Origin of the sequence: Agrobacterium sp. B1(2019) (assembly GCF_008274755.1) — a bacterium.
GTDB classification, from domain to species: Bacteria; Pseudomonadota; Alphaproteobacteria; order Rhizobiales; family Rhizobiaceae; genus Agrobacterium; species Agrobacterium salinitolerans.
Window position 1 is genome coordinate 385,091 of sequence record NZ_VTPB01000002.1, and the last position, 16,714, is coordinate 401,804.

The window sequence follows — 16,714 nt, forward strand, 5'->3', positions numbered from 1 at the left end:
CCTCGTGGCGAGACCCATTGCAATACGGAAACTGCTCTATGTCCGAAACGGCACCACTTCTGGAAGCACGCGCCATCGGTAAATCCTTTCTGGGTATAACGGCGCTCGACGGCGTTGATTTTTCGCTCGGACGGGGCGAGATCCACGCGCTTCTCGGCGAAAACGGCGCGGGCAAATCGACGCTCATCAAAATCCTGACCGGCGTTTATCACCGCGACAGCGGCTCGATCTTTCTGGAGGGCGCAGAAATTGCGCCCGCCAATGTCGGCGAGGCGCAGGCGCTCGGCATCGGCACCGTCTACCAGGAAGTGAACCTTCTCGAAAACCTGACGGTTGCGGAAAATCTCTTTCTTGGCCGCCAGCCCCACCGCTTCGGCATGATCGACCGCGCCTCAATGCAGAAGCAATCACAGGCGCTGCTGACGCAATATGGTCTTGCCATCGACGTCACCGCCCTGCTCTCCAGCTATTCCGTCGCCATCCGCCAGATCATTGCTATCGCCCGCGCCGTCGATCTTTCCGGCAAGGTGCTGGTGCTGGACGAGCCGACTGCCAGCCTCGACGCCCACGAGGTCGAAATGCTGTTCGGGGTGCTGAGAAACCTACGCGCGCGCGGCATCGGCATCATCATCATCACCCATTTCCTCAATCAGGTCTATGATATTGCCGACCGCGTCACGGTTCTGCGCAATGGTCGCCTCGTCGGCACGCGCGATATCGGCAGTCTGCCGCGATCCGAACTCATTGCGATGATGCTGGGTCGCGAAATGCAGCACATCACCCAGGAACATCAGGCGGCGGACGATACCGTTATCGAGGGTGAACCCCCGATCCGTTTCGAAGGTTACGGGAAACGCGGCAGCATCGCCCCTTTCGATCTTGGCATCCGCCCAGGCGAGATCGTTGGCGTCGCCGGTCTCCTTGGCTCCGGCCGAACGGAAACCGCGTTTCTGCTGTTCGGCATTGATCGTCCCGATACCGGCAACGCGACGATAGACGGAAAACCTGTGGCGATTTCGTCGCCCGAGGCCGCGATAGCGGCCGGATTCGGCTTCTGTCCGGAAGAACGAAAGACAGACGGCATCATCGGCGACTTTTCCGTCACCGATAATATTGCGCTGGCGCTGCAGGCCCGGCAGGGCTGGGCACGGCCGCTCTCCCGCCGGCAAAAAGCGGAACTTGCCGAAAGCTTCATCAAATCTCTCGACATCCGTCCGGCCGACCCCGAACGGCCGATCAAATTCCTGTCCGGCGGCAATCAGCAGAAGGCCATTCTGGCGCGCTGGCTCGCCACCCATCCCCGGCTTCTGATCCTCGATGAGCCAACACGCGGCATCGATATCGGTGCGCATGCGGAAATCCTGAAAATGATCGAAAAACTCTGCAGCGAGGGCATGTCGCTCGTCGTCATCTCCTCCGAACTGGAAGAACTGACCGCCGTCGCCCATCGTGTCGTCGTATTGTCCGACCGCCGCCATGTCAGCGAATTGAAGGGCGGCGAATTGACCGCCGACAACATCATGCGAGCGATTGCCGATGCGGCGAAAACGGAGGCGGCATGATGGCAGCAATGACACGACGCTTCAAACGACTTGCTCCGCAGCTTGCCGCGCTCTTCATCATTCTGGCAGCGATTACAATCATTTCTCCGGGTTTCCTGCATGTTTCGTTCCAGAACGGCCGACTCTATGGCAGTCTGGTGGATATTCTCGTGCGCGCCGCTCCCGTGGCTCTGCTGACCATCGGCATGACGTTGGTCATAGCCACCAAGGGCATCGATCTTTCCATCGGCGCGGTCATCGCCATCTGCGGCGCGGTTGCAGCCACGCTGATCAGCAATGGCCATTCCATTCCCTCGGTCATCGTCATCTCACTTGCGGTGGGCATTGCCTGCGGCCTGTGGAACGGCGTGCTGGTCGCCCTTCTTGATATTCAGCCGATTATTGCCACCCTGATCCTGATGGTGGCGGGACGCGGCATCGCCCAGCTCATTACCGAAGGCGTCATTCTCACCTTCAACAATGACAGCTTCGCCGCCATCGGCTCCGGCTCGTTCGCAGGCATCCCGCTGCCCGTCATCGTCTGGGTGGCGGCGGCGCTGTTGATCGGCCTTCTGGTGCGCAAGAGCGCGCTTGGTTTCCTGATCGAGGCGACCGGCATCAATCGCCGCGCCGCAGCTCTTGCCGGAGTTCAGGCGCGCTTCCTCTTGTTCTTCGTCTATGCCGTTTCCGGCCTCTGCGCGGCCATCGCCGGCATGATCGTGACCGCAGATATTCGCGGCGCGGATGCGAACAATGCCGGCCTGTGGCTGGAGTTGGACGCCATATTGGCGGTGGTCATCGGCGGCGGCTCTCTGAATGGCGGGCGCTTCTCCATTACCGCCTCGTTGATCGGCGCGCTCATCATCCAGACCATCAATACCGGCATCCTCGTCTCGGGCTTTCCGCCGGAATTCAACCTCATCATCAAGGCCGGCATCATCATGGTCGTGCTGACGCTGCAATCGCCGGCAATCATCACGGTGCTGGGCTTCGTCAGACCACCCAAGCCAAACGCTAAACCGGCCGCCGCCGATGGCATGACCAAGGAAGGAACCGTGCGATGATCCATAGCCGCAACCTGCCCTTCCTCACTACGCTGACGATCTTCGTGATCGCCTATTTCCTCTGCGTGCTGCAATATCCGGCGATGTTCTCGACACGGGTGATAGGTAATCTTCTGACAGACAACGCCTTTCTCGGCATCGCGGCCGTCGGCATGACCTTCGTCATCCTATCGGGCGGCATCGATCTCTCCATCGGCTCGGTCATCGCCTTTACCAGCGTCTTCGTAGCCGTGATGGTCGGCACCTATAATATCCATCCGCTGCTCGCCTTCGCCATCGTGCTGGCGGTCTCGACGCTGTTCGGTTGCCTGATGGGGGCGATGATCCGCTTCCTGTCGATCCCGCCTTTCGTGGTGACGCTGGCCGGCATGTTTTTGGCGCGCGGCGCGGCTTACCTCATCTCCACCCAGTCTGTGCCGATCTCGCATCCCTTCATCGATGCGATACAGGGCTTTTATTATCGCTTTCCCGGCGGCGGCAGGCTGACGGCACTGGCCATGCTGATGCTCCTCGTTTTTGCGGCGGGCACGTTGATCGCCAGCCGCACCCGCTTCGGCGCCAATGTCTACGCGCTTGGCGGCAACCCGCAATCGGCAGAGCTGATGGGCGTGCCGATCGGGGCGACGACCATCGGCATCTATGCGCTTTCCGGTTTCCTCTCCGGCCTCGCCGGTATCGTCTACACGCTCTACACCTCGTCGGGTTATTCGCTGGCGACGGTGGGGGTGGAACTCGACGCCATCGCCGCCGTCGTCATTGGCGGCACGCTTTTGACCGGCGGCACGGGGTTGGTGGCAGGAACCTTCATCGGCCTTCTGATACAGGGGCTGATCCAGACCTACATCGTTTTTGACGGAACGCTTTCTTCCTGGTGGACGAAAATCGTCATCGGTGTGCTGCTTTTCATCTTCATCGTGTTGCAGCGGGCAATCATCTGGTATTCAAACAGGAGACTGGCCGGACCGCATCCGGCATAATTGCCAAGGGAGGCTTGCTTGGGGCTGCTCGAAACGACGATTAGCGGGCGAAAACGCCGGAACAGCCACGCCCATGTGGTTTCCGAACTCGGCAGCGCCATCGTTTCGGGCAGAATTGCGGAAGGCTCGCTGCTGCCCAACGACGCGGAGCTTTCCATGCGCTTCGGCGTCTCTCGAACCGTGTTGCGCGAGACGATGAAGACGCTGGCGGCGAAGCGACTGGTGGAGCCCAAAGCGAAGGTCGGCACCCGCGTTCTTGATCGTTCGAGCTGGAACTTTTTCGATCCGGATGTACTGGGCTGGCGCTGCGAGGCCGGCATAGACCAGGAATTCGTCAAGCATCTGGCGGAAATCCGCCTGGCGCTGGAACCGGCGGCGGCAGCGGCAGCGGCCCTGCAGGCCTCCAATGACGACATCGTGTCCCTCTATGTCATCGCCGCCAAATTCGACAATCCGAAACATACGCCCGAAAGCATCGCCAAAGTCGATCTCGAATTCCACCTTGCCGTGGCGCATATGTCCGGCAATCCCTTCATGCGCTCGGCAAGCGGCCTGATTGAAGCCGCGCTGGCCATCTCCTTCCAGCTGTCGTCGCCAGCCGCTTCGAAGGGCACCATCGCCGAAATCGCCTCCAACCATCTGCGCATCGTGCATGCAATTGCGGCGCGTGACGCGGATGCGGCGGTAAAGGCTATGCGTCACGTGATCGAGGTCGGCAAGGACCGCACGCAGAACGCGATCAAGACGGTTTAGAGCCCCCTCCGGCACGGAACCACAGTGGCCCGCTTCGCAGGCCGCTCTTCACGCAGCACGTGACATCCAGGCGTTTTCACGCCATAAAATCAAAATTCCTTAACCGATCGTCCGAATTTTGAGAGCTGCCATGAATGATGCCCTGACCGAGATGCTGCGTGGCCTGAGACTGGACGGTGTGGAATACGGCCGTTGCCGCATGGCAACACCCTGGGCGACGGCTTTTCCCGAACAGGACGCCGCACGGTTTCATTTCATCGGCGTCGGTCAGGCGAAACTGCAGAAGCCTTCCGGCGAATGGCAGACGCTCAAATGCGGCGATGCCGTGCTTCTGCCCAGGGGTCACGCCCATGTGCTTGCCAGCGGCGAGAATGTGACGCCCTCTCCCTTTGACCGGTTTGGCAAAAAGGAAGTTTGCCAGGGCATTTTTGATATGGAATGCGCCAGCGCGGGCGGCGATACCGTGGCCTTTACCGCCTCGATGCGGTTCAATATGGATAATCTGCACCCGCTGTTGCAGCTGATGCCGGATGTGATGCTGACCAGCGATCTGGCCAAAAGCGACCCGGCAATTCCCCATCTCTTGGACGCCATGGCGCGCGAGGTGGAACTGAACCGCGTCGGCGCAGGCGGTATTCTGGCAAGGCTTGCCGATGTGCTGACCGCAACCCTGATCCGCACATGGGTGGAACATGGCTGCGGCGATTCCAGCGGCTGGCTCGCCGCCGTGCGCAATCCCGAACTCGGCCGGGTACTGGCCGCCATTCATCTCAACCCAGAAAAAGACTGGAGCGTGGAAGAACTCGCCTCGCTTATGGGTGCATCCCGTTCCAGTTTCGCGGAACGCTTCACCCGCATAGTGGGCGAAAGCCCGGCCCGTTATGTGGTACGCGTGCGCATGCATCAGGCACGGCTCTGGCTGCGCGAAGGCATGCGCGTGACGGTGGCGGCAGAAAAGCTCGGTTACGATTCCGAAGCCTCCTTCAGCCGGGCCTTCAAACGGGTGCTCGGTGCGCCACCGAGCCAGTTTCGCAGGAAAGATGCGGCCGGGTTGGAAGATGCGGCTTAAAAGCTTCTCAGTGGAAATTGCGTGAAATGACCTTTATCCGCTCGACCGTGTCATCATTCTCCAAGACAGGTTGGGGACGTTTGCGGAACGCGCGATGATCCTCCGGCGGCGTGCCATGGTGGAACTCGTCGCCACGCCCATGCGGCAGGGGAAAGGCGCGGTTGCGCTCGCCCACACTGGCCAGCGCCTGCGACAGATCGGTCAGCCGGTGGGCGACCAGATGCACCACCTCGCCTTCCCGCTGGATCTTGCCGTAAATGCCGACCATGCCGGCCGACAGCACCACGCGCCGGTATTTTTCAAAGGTTTTGACCCACAGCACCGCATTGGCGATACCCGTCTCATCCTCCAGCGTCATGAAGATCACGCCCTTTGCCGAACCGGGGCGCTGGCGCACCAGCACCAGACCGGCCGTTTCCAGCCATGTGCCATCCCGCACACGCGCCGCCTCCGCACAGGTGACGATGCGGCGGCGGGAAAGATCGCGGCGCAGGAAGGTCATGGGATGCTCGCGCAGGGTCAGCCCCACATGGCCGTAATCCTGCACCACCTCGCCACCGTCAGTCATGGGCCGAAGCGCAACGGAGGGCTCCTGAAGCTCCTCGATAACGGCATTTTCCCTGATGGCAGCAGCAGCAAAAAGCGGCAGCGGCTCATCGCTCAGAGCCTTGATGGCCCAGAGCGCCTCGCGTCTGGCAAGCGAAAGCGACGGCAGAAAGGCATCGGCCTCCGCTAGGCAGACCAGGGCGGCGGTCGGAACGCCCGCCCTTCGCCAGAGATCGTCCACCGAGGCAAAAGGCCGGTCCTGCCGGGCGGCGACGATATCGGCAGCGTGCTTGTTGGCAAGCCCCTTCACCAGACGCATGCCGAGCCGCACGGCATAACGCTCCTTGCCATTTACATCTCGTTTGCCCGTCGGCTCCAGCGTGCAATCGAAGCGGCTGTTATTGACGCAGACTGGGCGCACCTCCACGCCATGATCACGCGCATCTCGCACGATCTGCGCCGGGGCGTAAAAACCCATGGGCTGCGAATTGAGAAGCGCCGTACAGAAAATATCTGGATAATGGCATTTCAGCCATGAGGAGGCATAGGCAATCAGCGCGAAGGAAGCCGCATGGCTTTCAGGGAAACCGTAGCTGCCGAAACCTTCGAGCTGTTTGAAGATACGTTCGGCGAATTCTTTCTCATAACCGCGCTCCACCATACCATCGATCAGATCCTGCCTGAATTTGGAGATGGTGCCGACATTCTTGAAGGTTGCCATGGCGCGGCGCAACTGATCCGCCTTGCCGGGTGAAAAACCGGCGCATTCGATTGCGACACGCATGGCCTGTTCCTGAAACAGCGGCACACCGAGCGTCTTGCCGAGTACCCCTCTCAATTCCTCTTTAGGGTAATGCTCTTTCTCTTTCCCATCACGGCGGCGCAGATAAGGATGCACCATATCGCCCTGAATGGGGCCGGGGCGAACAATCGCGACCTGTATGACGAGATCGTAAAATATCTTCGGCTTCAACCGCGGTAGCATCGACATCTGCGCCCGGCTTTCGATCTGGAAGGTACCAAGCGTATCGGCCTTCTGGATCATCTCATAGGTGGGATCGTCATCCTGCGGCACGGTAGCGAGATCGTACTTATCACCGGTACGTTCTTCCAGCATGTTGAAGCCGCGCTTCATGCAGGAGAGCATGCCGAGCGCCAGACAGTCCATTTTCATGAACCTCATGATATCGACATCGTCCTTGTCCCATTCGATGATCTGCCGTTTGTCCATGGCAGCAGGTTCGATCGGCACCAACTCGTCCAACCGGTCATGGGTCAGAACAAAGCCGCCCGGATGCTGGCTATGGTGGCGCGGCGTACCAACAAGCTGGTTGGCAAGCTCGAATGCAAGCTTCAGGCGGCGGTCCTCCATATTGAGGTTCAGCTCCTTGAGCTGCTTCTCATCCACCCCTTCGCTCCAGCGCCAGACCTGTGAGGATAGCAGTTTCGTCAAATCTTCGGGCAGCCCCAGAACCTTGCCGACATCGCGCAACGCCCCGCGGCCGCGATAACGGGTGACGACCGAGCACAGCGCGGCCTTGTCGCGACCATAGGTATCATAGACCCACTGGATGACCTCCTCGCGCCGCTGATGTTCGAAATCCACATCGATATCCGGCGGTTCGCGTCGCTCCTCGGAAACGAAACGTTCGAACAGGAGATCGACCTTGACGGGATCGATGGCGGTAATGCCAAGCACGTAACACACCACCGAATTGGCGGCCGAGCCGCGTCCCTGACAGAGAATATCCAGCGAACGTGCATGGCGAACGATAGCATTCACCGTCAGGAAATAGGGAGCATATTCCAGCCTGCCGATCAGGCCAAGTTCGTGATGCAAAGCCTTTTCCACCTTATCCGGCAAACCATCCGGATACCGCCCCGGCGCCGCCTCCCACACCATCTTTTCCAGCGCCTGCTGCGCCGTCAGCCCCGGCAGGCTGCGCTCTTCGGGATATTGGTAGACCAGTTCTTTCAGCGAAAATTTGCAGCGTTTCGCAATTTCAAGGCTGCGGGAGAGCGCCTCGGGGTAACGGGCGAACAGCCGGTGCATCTCTTCCGGCGGTTTCATATAACGGTCGGCATGGCGCTCGCGGCGGAACCCCGCCTCATCGATGGTGCAATTGTGCCGGATACACGTGACGACATCCTGCAGCATGCGGCGCTCGGGCACATGAAACAGCACGTCATTGGTCACCACGGTCGGCACCCCTGCGGCTAGCGCCATGTTCGACAGTTCGAAAAGCCGCATCTGGTCGTTGGGCCGCCTTCTGAGACTGAGCGCCATATAGGCGCGGTCGAAAAAAGCAGCCTTGAGCCGGCGCAGGCGAAGCGCGCAGAGATCGTCGGCCAGATCGGCGAGCAGCACGACGATCAGTCCTTCGCCATAGGTGACGAGATCGTCCCATGTCAGCCGGCATTTGCCCTTGCCGCCTCTTTTTTTGCCAACGGAAAGCACCCGGCAAAGACGGCCGTAGGCCTGGCGATCCATGGGATAGGCAAGCACGGAAATATCGTCATCCAGATCGAGCCGGCAGCCGATGACGAGGCGGACGCCATGATTATTGGCGGCTTCGTAAGCGCGGGGAATGCCCGCAAGGCTGTTGCGATCCACGATACCGAGCGCCTCGATGCCGAGGTTTTTGGCCTGTTCGAACAGTTCATCGCAGGAGCTTGCACCGCGCAGGAAGGAAAAATGCGTGGTCACCTGAAGTTCGGCATAACGGGTCGCGCTCATGCGAAGACCCCATGGATGAACCAGCCCTGAGAGCCCGTTTCCGCATGTTCGCCATCACCGGAGCGGAAAATCCAGAAGCGCTCGCCGCTTTCATTTTCCACCGTGAAATAATCGCGCACGGCGGCCTTTTCCCGGTCGCGTTTCCACCATTCACCGAACACCCGCTCCGGCCCGTCGGCGCGCCGCACATTGTGGCGCACGCCCTTCCAGAGGAAATAACGCGGCGGATGGTCCGGCAGCAGCGCCAGCGTTTCGATGGGTTCCGGCCTTGCAAAAAGCCGGACCGGACGCGGCCAGTGGCCAGGCCAGCCGAGCCTATCTTCTGGCGCAAGCGCCCCAACGGGGGTAAGGGAGCGTTCCGGCACATCGCTCGCCACCGCCGCGTAACGATAGACCCTGTGGCCACGATTGAGGATGACATCGACCGTATCGGCGATGTCCGCACGCCCCTCCTCCAGAAGCGAGGATCGGGCCTGTGCGGCGAGAAGCGGTTCGGCATGGGTGGCGGTCAGCACCATCATCTCGATGCCGAAGCCGGGATCGATGGTGTCAATACGGTCGGTCAAAAGCCGAACCAGCTGTTTGACATCGCGCACCGGTCTTGATGTGCCCGCCCTTATGGCCTGCAGACCACTATCGACCCTGTGCAGCACCAGATCGACCCGGCGAGCACCAAGACCGCGCTTTTCCAGCGCGGCGCAAAGGTCGACAACGAGCTTCTGCGTATAACGGGCAATCGTCTCCGCTGCTGCGATGGGTTCGAGAAAGGCGCGCCGCACCTCCACCAGCTCGGCCACCCGCACCGGTTCGATGGGTTCGCCGATCTCTCCGAAAGCCTGCGAGAGACGACGGACAAGCTCGGGGCCGAAACGCAGGGTCAGCGGCGCGCGCGGGGCTTCGGCAAGCTCACCGATGCTGCGGAAGCCGAGCACTTTCAGCCCGGAAACGATACGCTCCTCCAGCCTCAGCGCAGAAAGCGGCAGGCCGCTGATCGCCGCTCTCTGGCTACCCGGCGGTATGATGCTGATTTCTTCACGGCTGAAACGTGCCAGCGCATGAGCCGCCCCCCAGCTATCGGCAATGGCGGCGCGGGCGGCAAAGCCTGCGGCATGCAGGCGGTTGACCATGCCGCTCAGCATCAGCGTCTCATTGCCGTGCAGATGGTCAGCACCCGCTGTGTCCAGCACCAGCCCGTCCGGCGGGTCGGCAGCGACAATGGGGGCGTAGATGCGTAAAAAATGAAAGGCCAGTTGCTCAAGGGCGCGGGCATCACCAGCCGAGTCCAGATCTTCCATAAGAAGACCCGGCACCAGCGCCTGCGCCTTGCTGACCGGAGTGCCGGGGCGGATGCCCGCCGCCTTTGCCGCCTTGTCGAGCGTCAGCACCAGCCGGCGGCTGCCCTGGCGGCCAATCATGACCAGCGGCTTTTCAGCCGGCGGCGCGTCCTTGCCCGAAAGACGCCGGAAGCGATCCGTCGGCCATGTCGGCAGGTAGAGCGAGACGACCCTTTGCATCACAGGCTTCCACTTCAAATTCGGCGCTTTCGCCGCCGCGACATCGCAAGAGTTCAAGAAACCAGCGCGGCCTGCCCACCCCCGGCACCGGCAAAGGCGAAGAGGGCCGCACGGAAATCCGCCAGCGTGTAACGGACGCGGTCGGCTCGCCGAACAGCGCCGCATCGGCCGGACGCCTGAAACGGCGGATGGCGATGCCGGTAACGCCAGAGGTTTCCGCCGTCAGCTGCAGCCGTCGCGAGGCGTTCATCGGCAATTTCGCCAGTTCGCCCATCACCGCGCCGAAACCATTGCAGCGTAGGCCCTCCTCGAAACAATCGAGCACGCCTTTCTCATCGCGGCATTCAACGATGATGAGCCGGTTCTGCGATAGGCCCGCCTGCGTCAGCCCCGGCATGAACAGATCCCGTCGGGTGACGCACCATAAAACCTTGCCGGAAAGCCTTGCCGCCACACCGGCCGCAAAAAGGGCAGCCGCCGCGCCATCGACAGCGCCATTGCCGCCGCCGCTCACCTCATGCAGGCAGCCGAGCTTTAGCCCGCCTCCCGGCAGGTGATGGTCGAGGGCATCCACGCCGAAAGGCAAAGTTTCGTGCAGGCGCGGAGCGCCGTTACCGATCCTTTCCAGCCTTTCACGCAGCTCTTCGACAAGGAGCAACTGATCCGCGCGCTTTTGCATGGCATGACAGGTTTCAATTCCGGTTATTCATCTTAATTGTTCTTGTTTTGTTCCTATTTCGGTAAAGAGTCAAGCAACAGGTTGGCGCTATTCAACAGTTTGCACGGGAAGAGAGGATTCCGGCCTTGCGGCGCTCTGCCCCATCGTTAAAACGGAATTGTCCGCTCGCCGCCTGTTTTCCCCCGACAGCCGCAGGCAACGGACATCATGGTTTGGAGGAACCACCGATGATCGCCAGCATCTTGATTGCCGTGGTTGCGGCGATCCATATCTACATCGTCATTCTGGAAATGCTGCTGTGGGAAAAGCCGGCCGGCCGAAAAGCCTTTGGTCTCTCGGCGGATTTCGCCCGGCAGACAAAAGTGCTTGCCGCCAATCAGGGGCTTTATAACGGCTTTCTCGCAGCCGGGCTGATCTATGGGCTCACACAGGGCGATGACGGGCTCAGCTTCAAGGTTTTCTTCCTGACTTGCGTTCTGATCGCCGGTATTTTCGGCGCGATCACTGCCAATATGAAGATCCTGTTCATTCAGGCATTGCCGGCATTGTTTGCGCTCGGCTTCCTCTGGCTTGGAGCATGACCTGATGACCGCATGGAACGACACCTCCGCAAGAGACGCTCTCAACCGCATTTTCATGGCCGCAGTCGCCAGCGCCGATCCGGCAAAGGTGCTGCAACACCACCTCCCCTCCCCGCCCAAAGGGCGTTGCGTGGTCGTGGGCGCCGGTAAGGCTTCCGCCGCCATGGCCGCAGCGCTTGAAGCGGCATGGCCACATGTGGAGCTCTCAGGTGTGGTGGTGACGCGTTACGGACATGCCGTGCCGACGGCGCGTATCGAAATCATCGAGGCTTCCCATCCCGTGCCCGACGAGAAGAGCGCGGAAGCGGCAAAACGCATTCTCGCCGCAGTCGAAGGGCTCACCGCCGACGATATGGTGATCGCATTGATTTCCGGCGGCGGTTCGGCACTGATGGTCGCGCCAGCCGAAGGCATGACGCTTGCGGACAAGATGGCTGTCAACCGTGCCTTGCTTGCCAGCGGCGCGACGATTTCCGAAATGAATGCGGTGCGCAAACACCTCTCCCGCATCAAGGGCGGACGGCTGGCGCTGGCCGCCAAACCCGCCAAGGTTGTTTCACTGCTGATTTCCGACGTTCCGGGTGACGACCCCTCAGAGATCGCCTCCGGGCCAACGGTTGCCGATCCGAGTGACATTCAAACCGTGCGGGAAATCGTCTCCCGTTATGCGCTCGATCTTCCCGAAAACGTGCGCAAGGTGCTGGAAAAAGGCGAGGAAACCCCGAAGGCGGGCGATATCGCGGAAGATATCCGGCTCATCGCCGCCCCCTCGCTCGCCCTGCAGGCGGCAGCGGATGAGGCAGTGAAACTTGGGCTTACGCCGCTCGTCCTCGGAGATTCACTGGAGGGTGAGTCAAAAGATGTCGGCGCAGTCATGGCCGGCATCGCGCTTTCCGCCAGCCGCAAGGGCCTTCCGGTCAAAGGCCCGGCCGTCCTGCTCTCCGGCGGCGAAACCACGGTCACGCTGAACAGGGGCGTTGGCGGCAAGGGACCGGCAGGCAAGGGCGGTCGCAACACGGAGTTCTTGCTGAGCCTTGCGCTGACGCTGAAGGGTGCGGATGGCATCTGGGCCATTGCCGGCGACAGCGACGGCATAGACGGCGTGGAGGATGCGGCAGGTGCGGTGGTGACACCGGACACGCTTGCCCGCATGCGCAAAGCCGGTGTCGATCCGCGCCAGTCGCTCATGAGCCACGACAGCTACACCGCTTTCAATGCAGCAGGAGACCTTGTCGTCACGGGACCGACCCTGACGAATGTGAATGATATCAGGGCGATTCTGATCGGGTAATAGCGGAGAAGTTTGCAGTGACTATTATGGGCCTTCCGACGCGGGCTTCTCGGAGGGAAGACGTTTTGACTATGCCTTCGGAGAGGAGTAATCTAGCGCGATATCCTTTGGAGCTTCAGCCATGCGTTCTGGAGTACTCATATTCGGCCTGATCGTGGCCCTTATTCCGACTTTGGCGGATGCCCACAATTGCAAATGCCGAAATCGCGGTGCCATGTTCGAACTCGGCCAGACATCCTGCCTGAAGGTCGATGGCGGCTCCTATCTCGCACGTTGCGAGATGAAGCTCAACGTTTCGTCCTGGACCAAGATCGAGGACGGTTGCCCCGTAACGCAACGGGTGCAGTCGATGTCTCCTAGCTCTTATCAATAGTATTGAGCCTTGAGACCAGGCGATAACGAAGGAGCGAGCCCGTACCGCTTGTTTCTTCTCCCCGGCGGGGAGAAGAAATGCGCGGGCAGGGTCGTGTCCAATCTTACAGCTTCACCCAGCCGCCGTTCTTTTTTCCGGATTCGACGCAGGCCGTGACGAAGGCGACGCCTTTTACCCCGTCATCGACGGTCGGATAAATCACCGCCTTGTCCAGCGCCGAGCCGTCGCGGCTGGCCTCAATGGCATGGGCCGCTTCAGTATAGATGGTGGCAAACGCTTCGAGATAGCCTTCCGGGTGGCCCGATGGAATGCGGGTGACGCGCGCCGCCGCAGCCCCGGCGCCTGCACCGCCGCGGGTGATCAACTGCTTGGGTTCGCCGAGCTTCGTGAACCAGAGATAGTTCGGATCAGCCTGCGTCCATTCGATGCCGGCTTTGTCACCATACACACGAACTTTCAGCCCGTTTTCGTGACCGACCGCAACCTGGCTGCACCAGAGCAGCCCCTTGGCCGCCTGCTTGCCATCCGTCGCCTTGAAACGCAGCATCACATGCGCGTTGTCGTCCAGCCGGCGGCCTTCGACGAAGGTGTGCACATCAGCCGCCAGTTCGTCGACTTCCAGGCCGGAAATGAAGCATCCAAGATTATATGCATGCGTGCCGATATCGCCTGTGGAACCACCCGCACCCGATTGCGCCGGGTCGGTGCGCCAGACGGCCTGCTTGGCGCCCGTCTGCTCGATGGGTTCCGCCAGCCAGTCCTGCGGATACTCCATCTGCACCAGACGGATCGTGCCGAGAGCGCCCGATTCCACCAGTTCCCGCGCATGCCGTACCATGGGGTAGCCAGTGTAGTTATGCGTCAGGATGAACAGGGCGTCCGCCTTGTCGGCCACTTCCTTCAGCTTTTTGGCGTCTTCCAGATTGGAGGTCAGCGGCTTGTCGCAGATGACATGGATGCCGCGCTCCAGAAACGCCTTCGCGGCCGGATAATGGACATGGTTTGGGGTGACGATCGCCACCGCCTCGATGCCATCCTCTCGCAGCGCTTCTTTTTCGGCCATTTCCTCGAAAGAGCCGTAGCATCGTTCGGGATCGAGCCCCAGCTCACGGCCGGAAGCCAGGGATTTTTCCGGGGTCGAGGACAGGGCCCCTGCCACGAGATCGAAACGATTGTCGAGCCTTGCTGCCATGCGGTGAACACCACCGATAAAGGCACCCGAACCACCGCCCACCATGCCAAGACGAATCCGCTTGTTCGCCTTGTCGGTTGTCTTTCCTTCAATAGCCATAATGTTTCCTCTGCAATGCTCTCAAAGTCCAAGCATACGGCGGTTGGCCGCATCGTCGGTGCCGCTTGATGCGAAGTCGTCAAAGGCTTTTTCCGTGACGCGGATGATATGCGCCTTGACGAATTCCGCCCCTTCGCGGGCGCCGTCTTCAGGGTGTTTCAATGCGCATTCCCACTCAACCACGGCCCAGCCGTCAAAATCATTGGCCGCCATCTTGGAGAAGACCGCACCGAAATCAACCTGCCCGTCACCGAGCGAGCGGAACCGGCCGGCACGGTTGACCCAGCCCTGATAACCGCCATAGACGCCCTGCCGTCCGGTCGGATTGAACTCCGCATCCTTGACGTGGAACATCTTGATACGGTCTTTATATATGTCGATATTGTCGAGATAATCGAGGCATTGCAGCACGTAATGCGAGGGGTCGTAGAGCATGTTGGCGCGCTTGTGGTTCTTCACGCGCTCCAGAAACATCTCGAATGTCACGCCATCGTGCAGATCTTCGCCGGGATGGATTTCGTAGCAGACATCCACGCCCTGTTCATCGGCATAATCGAGGATCGGGGTCCAGCGTTTCGCCAGTTCGTCGAAGGCCGTTTCCACCAGACCAGCCGGGCGCTGCGGCCACGGGTAGACGAACGGCCAGGCAAGCGCGCCGGAGAATGTCGCATGTGCCTTGATGCCGAGATTTCTCGAGGCTTTCAGCGCAAACTTTACCTGTTCCACCGCCCATTCCTGGCGCGCCTTGGGGTTGCCGCGCACTTCCGGTGCGGCAAAACCATCGAAGGCCTCGTCATAAGCCGGGTGAACGGCGACGAGCTGACCTTGCAGGTGAGTGGAAAGCTCGGTGACTTCCACGCCATTCTGGCGCGCGACACCGGCGAACTCGTCGCAATAATCCTTCGATTCCGCGGCCTTTTTTAGATCGATCAGCTGGCTTGCCCAGGTCGGCACCTGCACGCCGATATAGCCTTTCTCAGCCGCCCATTTGGTTATGCTGTCCCAGCTGTTGAACGGTGCGGCATCGCCTGCGAACTGGCCGAGAAAAAGCGCCGGTCCCTTGATCGTTCTCATTAAAATCTCCTCCTGCATCGATACAGTTGCGCGGTAACCCGCTTCGATCCCAAGCGCCAAGCTAACCGCTCGTTATTTTCAGACAAGCCCCAAAAGCGAAAGGGCAAGAGAATTTCAGCATTCCATCAAAACATTGGGGCGCTTAGAGCGCGAGCCCGCTCGCCCTGTCGAAGACATGTACCCGCTCATGATGAACGCTGGCGGCAAAGGGCGTATTGACCTTCACCAGCTGCTCGCCATCCACCACTGCGGTCACCTGATCGCCTGCGAGTTCGAAGACCACATGGGTCTGTGCGCCGGTTGGCTCCACAAGTACCGTTCTGCCCGTAAGCGAGATATCTCCGCCGATCGCCGAACCGATATGTTCCGGGCGTAGCCCGATCGTGACCGACTGCCCGCGCTTGACCTTTCTGTCAGCGGCGATGCGGATCGCCGTACCATCCTTCAGCCGGGCGGCAGGCTGGTCGCCCTCGCCATCCACCACACCCTCGATCAGGTTCATCGCGGGCGAGCCAATGAAAGCGGCGACAAAGAGATTGGCGGGGGTCTTGTAAAGTTCGAGCGGCGTACCCTGCTGCTCGATACGGCCCTGATTGAGCACCACCACCCGGTCGGCCAGCGTCATCGCCTCGATCTGGTCATGGGTGACATAAATTGAGGTCGTTCCGACCTTTTGGTGCAGCGCCTTGATTTCGCTGCGCATCTGCACGCGTAGCTTGGCATCGAGGTTTGAAAGCGGCTCATCGAACAGGAAGACGGCCGGGTTGCGCACAACGGCGCGCCCCATGGCGACACGTTGGCGCTGGCCGCCGGAAAGCTGCGAGGGCTTGCGGTCTAGCAGCTTGCCGAGATCGAGCATGCGGGCGGCCTCCGCAACGCGCTCTTCAATCACGCTTTTCGGCTGGCCGGCAAGCTTCAGGTTGAAGCCCATGTTTTCAGCCACTGTCATATGCGGATAAAGCGCATAGGACTGGAATACCATCGCGATGTTGCGCTCGCGCGGGGTCATGCCATTGACCACCTTGTCGCCGATGAGAATATCCCCATCGGTGATTTCCTCCAGCCCCGCGATCATGCGCAACAACGTGGACTTGCCACAACCCGAAGGGCCGACCAGCGCGATGAATTCACCATCGGCAATATCGAGTGAGATGCCGTGAATGACATCGAGCGCGGCATAGGACTTGCGGATATCCTTAAGTTCGACGGAAGCCATATTTTGCT

14 protein-coding genes are annotated in these 16,714 nt (G+C 60.5%); 8 read left to right on the top strand and 6 right to left on the bottom strand.

The genetic code is table 11. The annotated features are described in order from the left end of the window. Positions 1 to 38 precede the first annotated feature (38 nt). From AGR1_RS16585 to AGR1_RS16605, 5 genes are all read left to right on the top strand, one after another. The gene (locus AGR1_RS16585; RefSeq protein ID WP_149147605.1) at positions 39 to 1,562 is read left to right on the top strand and encodes a sugar ABC transporter ATP-binding protein; all 1,524 of its coding nucleotides are present in this window, start codon (positions 39 to 41) and stop codon (positions 1,560 to 1,562) included. Then, positions 1,562 to 2,605: an ABC transporter permease gene (locus AGR1_RS16590; RefSeq protein ID WP_165691287.1), complete on the top strand. Its 1,044-nt coding sequence runs from the start codon at positions 1,562 to 1,564 to the stop codon at positions 2,603 to 2,605. Before AGR1_RS16585 ends, AGR1_RS16590 begins: the two co-directional genes overlap by 1 nt. Continuing rightward, positions 2,602 to 3,582, top strand: a complete 981-nt coding sequence (gene yjfF, locus AGR1_RS16595; RefSeq protein WP_149147606.1) for a galactofuranose ABC transporter, permease protein YjfF — start codon at positions 2,602 to 2,604, stop codon at positions 3,580 to 3,582. The genes AGR1_RS16590 and yjfF overlap by 4 nt, the downstream gene beginning before the upstream one ends. An 18-nt stretch (positions 3,583 to 3,600) precedes the next feature. Beyond that, on the top strand, positions 3,601 to 4,335 hold the full coding sequence (locus tag AGR1_RS16600) for a FadR/GntR family transcriptional regulator (protein ID WP_149147607.1): 735 nt from the start codon (positions 3,601 to 3,603) through the stop codon (positions 4,333 to 4,335). Positions 4,336 to 4,465: 130 nt separating this feature from the next. Next, entirely contained in the window at positions 4,466 to 5,404 is a 939-nt protein-coding gene (locus AGR1_RS16605) for an AraC family transcriptional regulator (RefSeq protein ID WP_077984271.1), read from the top strand. A gap of 7 nt (positions 5,405 to 5,411) precedes the next feature. Here the strand turns inward: AGR1_RS16605 and AGR1_RS16610 are convergent, their stop codons facing one another. Genes AGR1_RS16610 through AGR1_RS16620 form a run of 3 tightly spaced genes read right to left on the bottom strand, consistent with a single transcriptional unit; the run spans position 5,412 to position 10,880 of the window. Next, on the bottom strand, positions 5,412 to 8,687 hold the full coding sequence (locus tag AGR1_RS16610) for an error-prone DNA polymerase (protein ID WP_149147608.1): 3,276 nt from the start codon (positions 8,685 to 8,687) through the stop codon (positions 5,412 to 5,414). Continuing rightward, positions 8,684 to 10,201 carry a DNA polymerase Y family protein gene (locus AGR1_RS16615; RefSeq protein WP_187772210.1) on the bottom strand — a complete coding sequence of 506 codons (1,518 nt, stop codon included), beginning with the start codon at positions 10,199 to 10,201 and terminating at the stop codon, positions 8,684 to 8,686. Before AGR1_RS16615 ends, AGR1_RS16610 begins: the two co-directional genes overlap by 4 nt. Next, positions 10,116 to 10,880 carry an ImuA family protein gene (locus tag AGR1_RS16620; RefSeq protein ID WP_077984273.1) on the bottom strand — a complete coding sequence of 255 codons (765 nt, stop codon included), beginning with the start codon at positions 10,878 to 10,880 and terminating at the stop codon, positions 10,116 to 10,118. Before AGR1_RS16620 ends, AGR1_RS16615 begins: the two co-directional genes overlap by 86 nt. Positions 10,881 to 11,107: 227 nt before the next feature. Here AGR1_RS16620 and AGR1_RS16625 point away from each other — a divergent pair, with 227 nt between their 5' ends. From AGR1_RS16625 to AGR1_RS16635, 3 genes are all read left to right on the top strand, one after another. Further along, positions 11,108 to 11,461: a DUF1304 domain-containing protein gene (locus tag AGR1_RS16625; RefSeq protein ID WP_077984274.1), complete on the top strand. Its 354-nt coding sequence runs from the start codon at positions 11,108 to 11,110 to the stop codon at positions 11,459 to 11,461. A 4-nt stretch (positions 11,462 to 11,465) separates the two neighbouring features. Beyond that, the gene (locus AGR1_RS16630) at positions 11,466 to 12,752 is read left to right on the top strand and encodes a glycerate kinase (RefSeq protein ID WP_142911860.1); all 1,287 of its coding nucleotides are present in this window, start codon (positions 11,466 to 11,468) and stop codon (positions 12,750 to 12,752) included. Positions 12,753 to 12,873: 121 nt separating this feature from the next. Then, entirely contained in the window at positions 12,874 to 13,125 is a 252-nt protein-coding gene (locus AGR1_RS16635) for a hypothetical protein (protein WP_149147609.1), read from the top strand. Between the two features lie 103 nt (positions 13,126 to 13,228). On the opposite strand, the gene AGR1_RS16640 is transcribed toward AGR1_RS16635, so the two are convergent. From AGR1_RS16640 to ugpC, 3 genes are all read right to left on the bottom strand, one after another. After that, positions 13,229 to 14,416 carry a Gfo/Idh/MocA family oxidoreductase gene (locus AGR1_RS16640; protein WP_137411684.1) on the bottom strand — a complete coding sequence of 396 codons (1,188 nt, stop codon included), beginning with the start codon at positions 14,414 to 14,416 and terminating at the stop codon, positions 13,229 to 13,231. Positions 14,417 to 14,437: 21 nt separating this feature from the next. Beyond that, on the bottom strand, positions 14,438 to 15,490 hold the full coding sequence (locus AGR1_RS16645; protein WP_077984277.1) for a sugar phosphate isomerase/epimerase: 1,053 nt from the start codon (positions 15,488 to 15,490) through the stop codon (positions 14,438 to 14,440). A 142-nt stretch (positions 15,491 to 15,632) separates the two neighbouring features. Beyond that, complete coding sequence (ugpC, locus tag AGR1_RS16650) at positions 15,633 to 16,706, bottom strand: sn-glycerol-3-phosphate ABC transporter ATP-binding protein UgpC (protein WP_137411682.1); 1,074 nt, start codon at positions 16,704 to 16,706, stop codon at positions 15,633 to 15,635. Between the last annotated feature and the right edge of the window lie 8 nt (positions 16,707 to 16,714).

Excerpts from the sequence above, each read along its gene's own strand:
- yjfF (WP_149147606.1), top strand. The coding sequence starts at position 2,602 with ATGATCCATAGCCGCAACCTGCCCTTCCTCACTACGCTGACGATCTTC.
- AGR1_RS16635 (WP_149147609.1), top strand. The coding sequence starts at position 12,874 with ATGCGTTCTGGAGTACTCATATTCGGCCTGATCGTGGCCCTTATTCCG.
- AGR1_RS16610 (WP_149147608.1), bottom strand. The coding sequence starts at position 8,687 with ATGAGCGCGACCCGTTATGCCGAACTTCAGGTGACCACGCATTTTTCC.
- AGR1_RS16620 (WP_077984273.1), bottom strand. The coding sequence starts at position 10,880 with ATGCAAAAGCGCGCGGATCAGTTGCTCCTTGTCGAAGAGCTGCGTGAA.
- AGR1_RS16615 (WP_187772210.1), bottom strand. The coding sequence starts at position 10,201 with ATGCAAAGGGTCGTCTCGCTCTACCTGCCGACATGGCCGACGGATCGC.
- AGR1_RS16630 (WP_142911860.1), top strand. The coding sequence starts at position 11,466 with ATGACCGCATGGAACGACACCTCCGCAAGAGACGCTCTCAACCGCATT.
- AGR1_RS16640 (WP_137411684.1), bottom strand. The coding sequence starts at position 14,416 with ATGGCTATTGAAGGAAAGACAACCGACAAGGCGAACAAGCGGATTCGT.
- AGR1_RS16645 (WP_077984277.1), bottom strand. The coding sequence starts at position 15,490 with ATGAGAACGATCAAGGGACCGGCGCTTTTTCTCGGCCAGTTCGCAGGC.
- ugpC (WP_137411682.1), bottom strand. The coding sequence starts at position 16,706 with ATGGCTTCCGTCGAACTTAAGGATATCCGCAAGTCCTATGCCGCGCTC.
- AGR1_RS16605 (WP_077984271.1), top strand. The coding sequence starts at position 4,466 with ATGAATGATGCCCTGACCGAGATGCTGCGTGGCCTGAGACTGGACGGT.
- AGR1_RS16585 (WP_149147605.1), top strand. The coding sequence starts at position 39 with ATGTCCGAAACGGCACCACTTCTGGAAGCACGCGCCATCGGTAAATCC.
- AGR1_RS16625 (WP_077984274.1), top strand. The coding sequence starts at position 11,108 with ATGATCGCCAGCATCTTGATTGCCGTGGTTGCGGCGATCCATATCTAC.
- AGR1_RS16590 (WP_165691287.1), top strand. The coding sequence starts at position 1,562 with ATGGCAGCAATGACACGACGCTTCAAACGACTTGCTCCGCAGCTTGCC.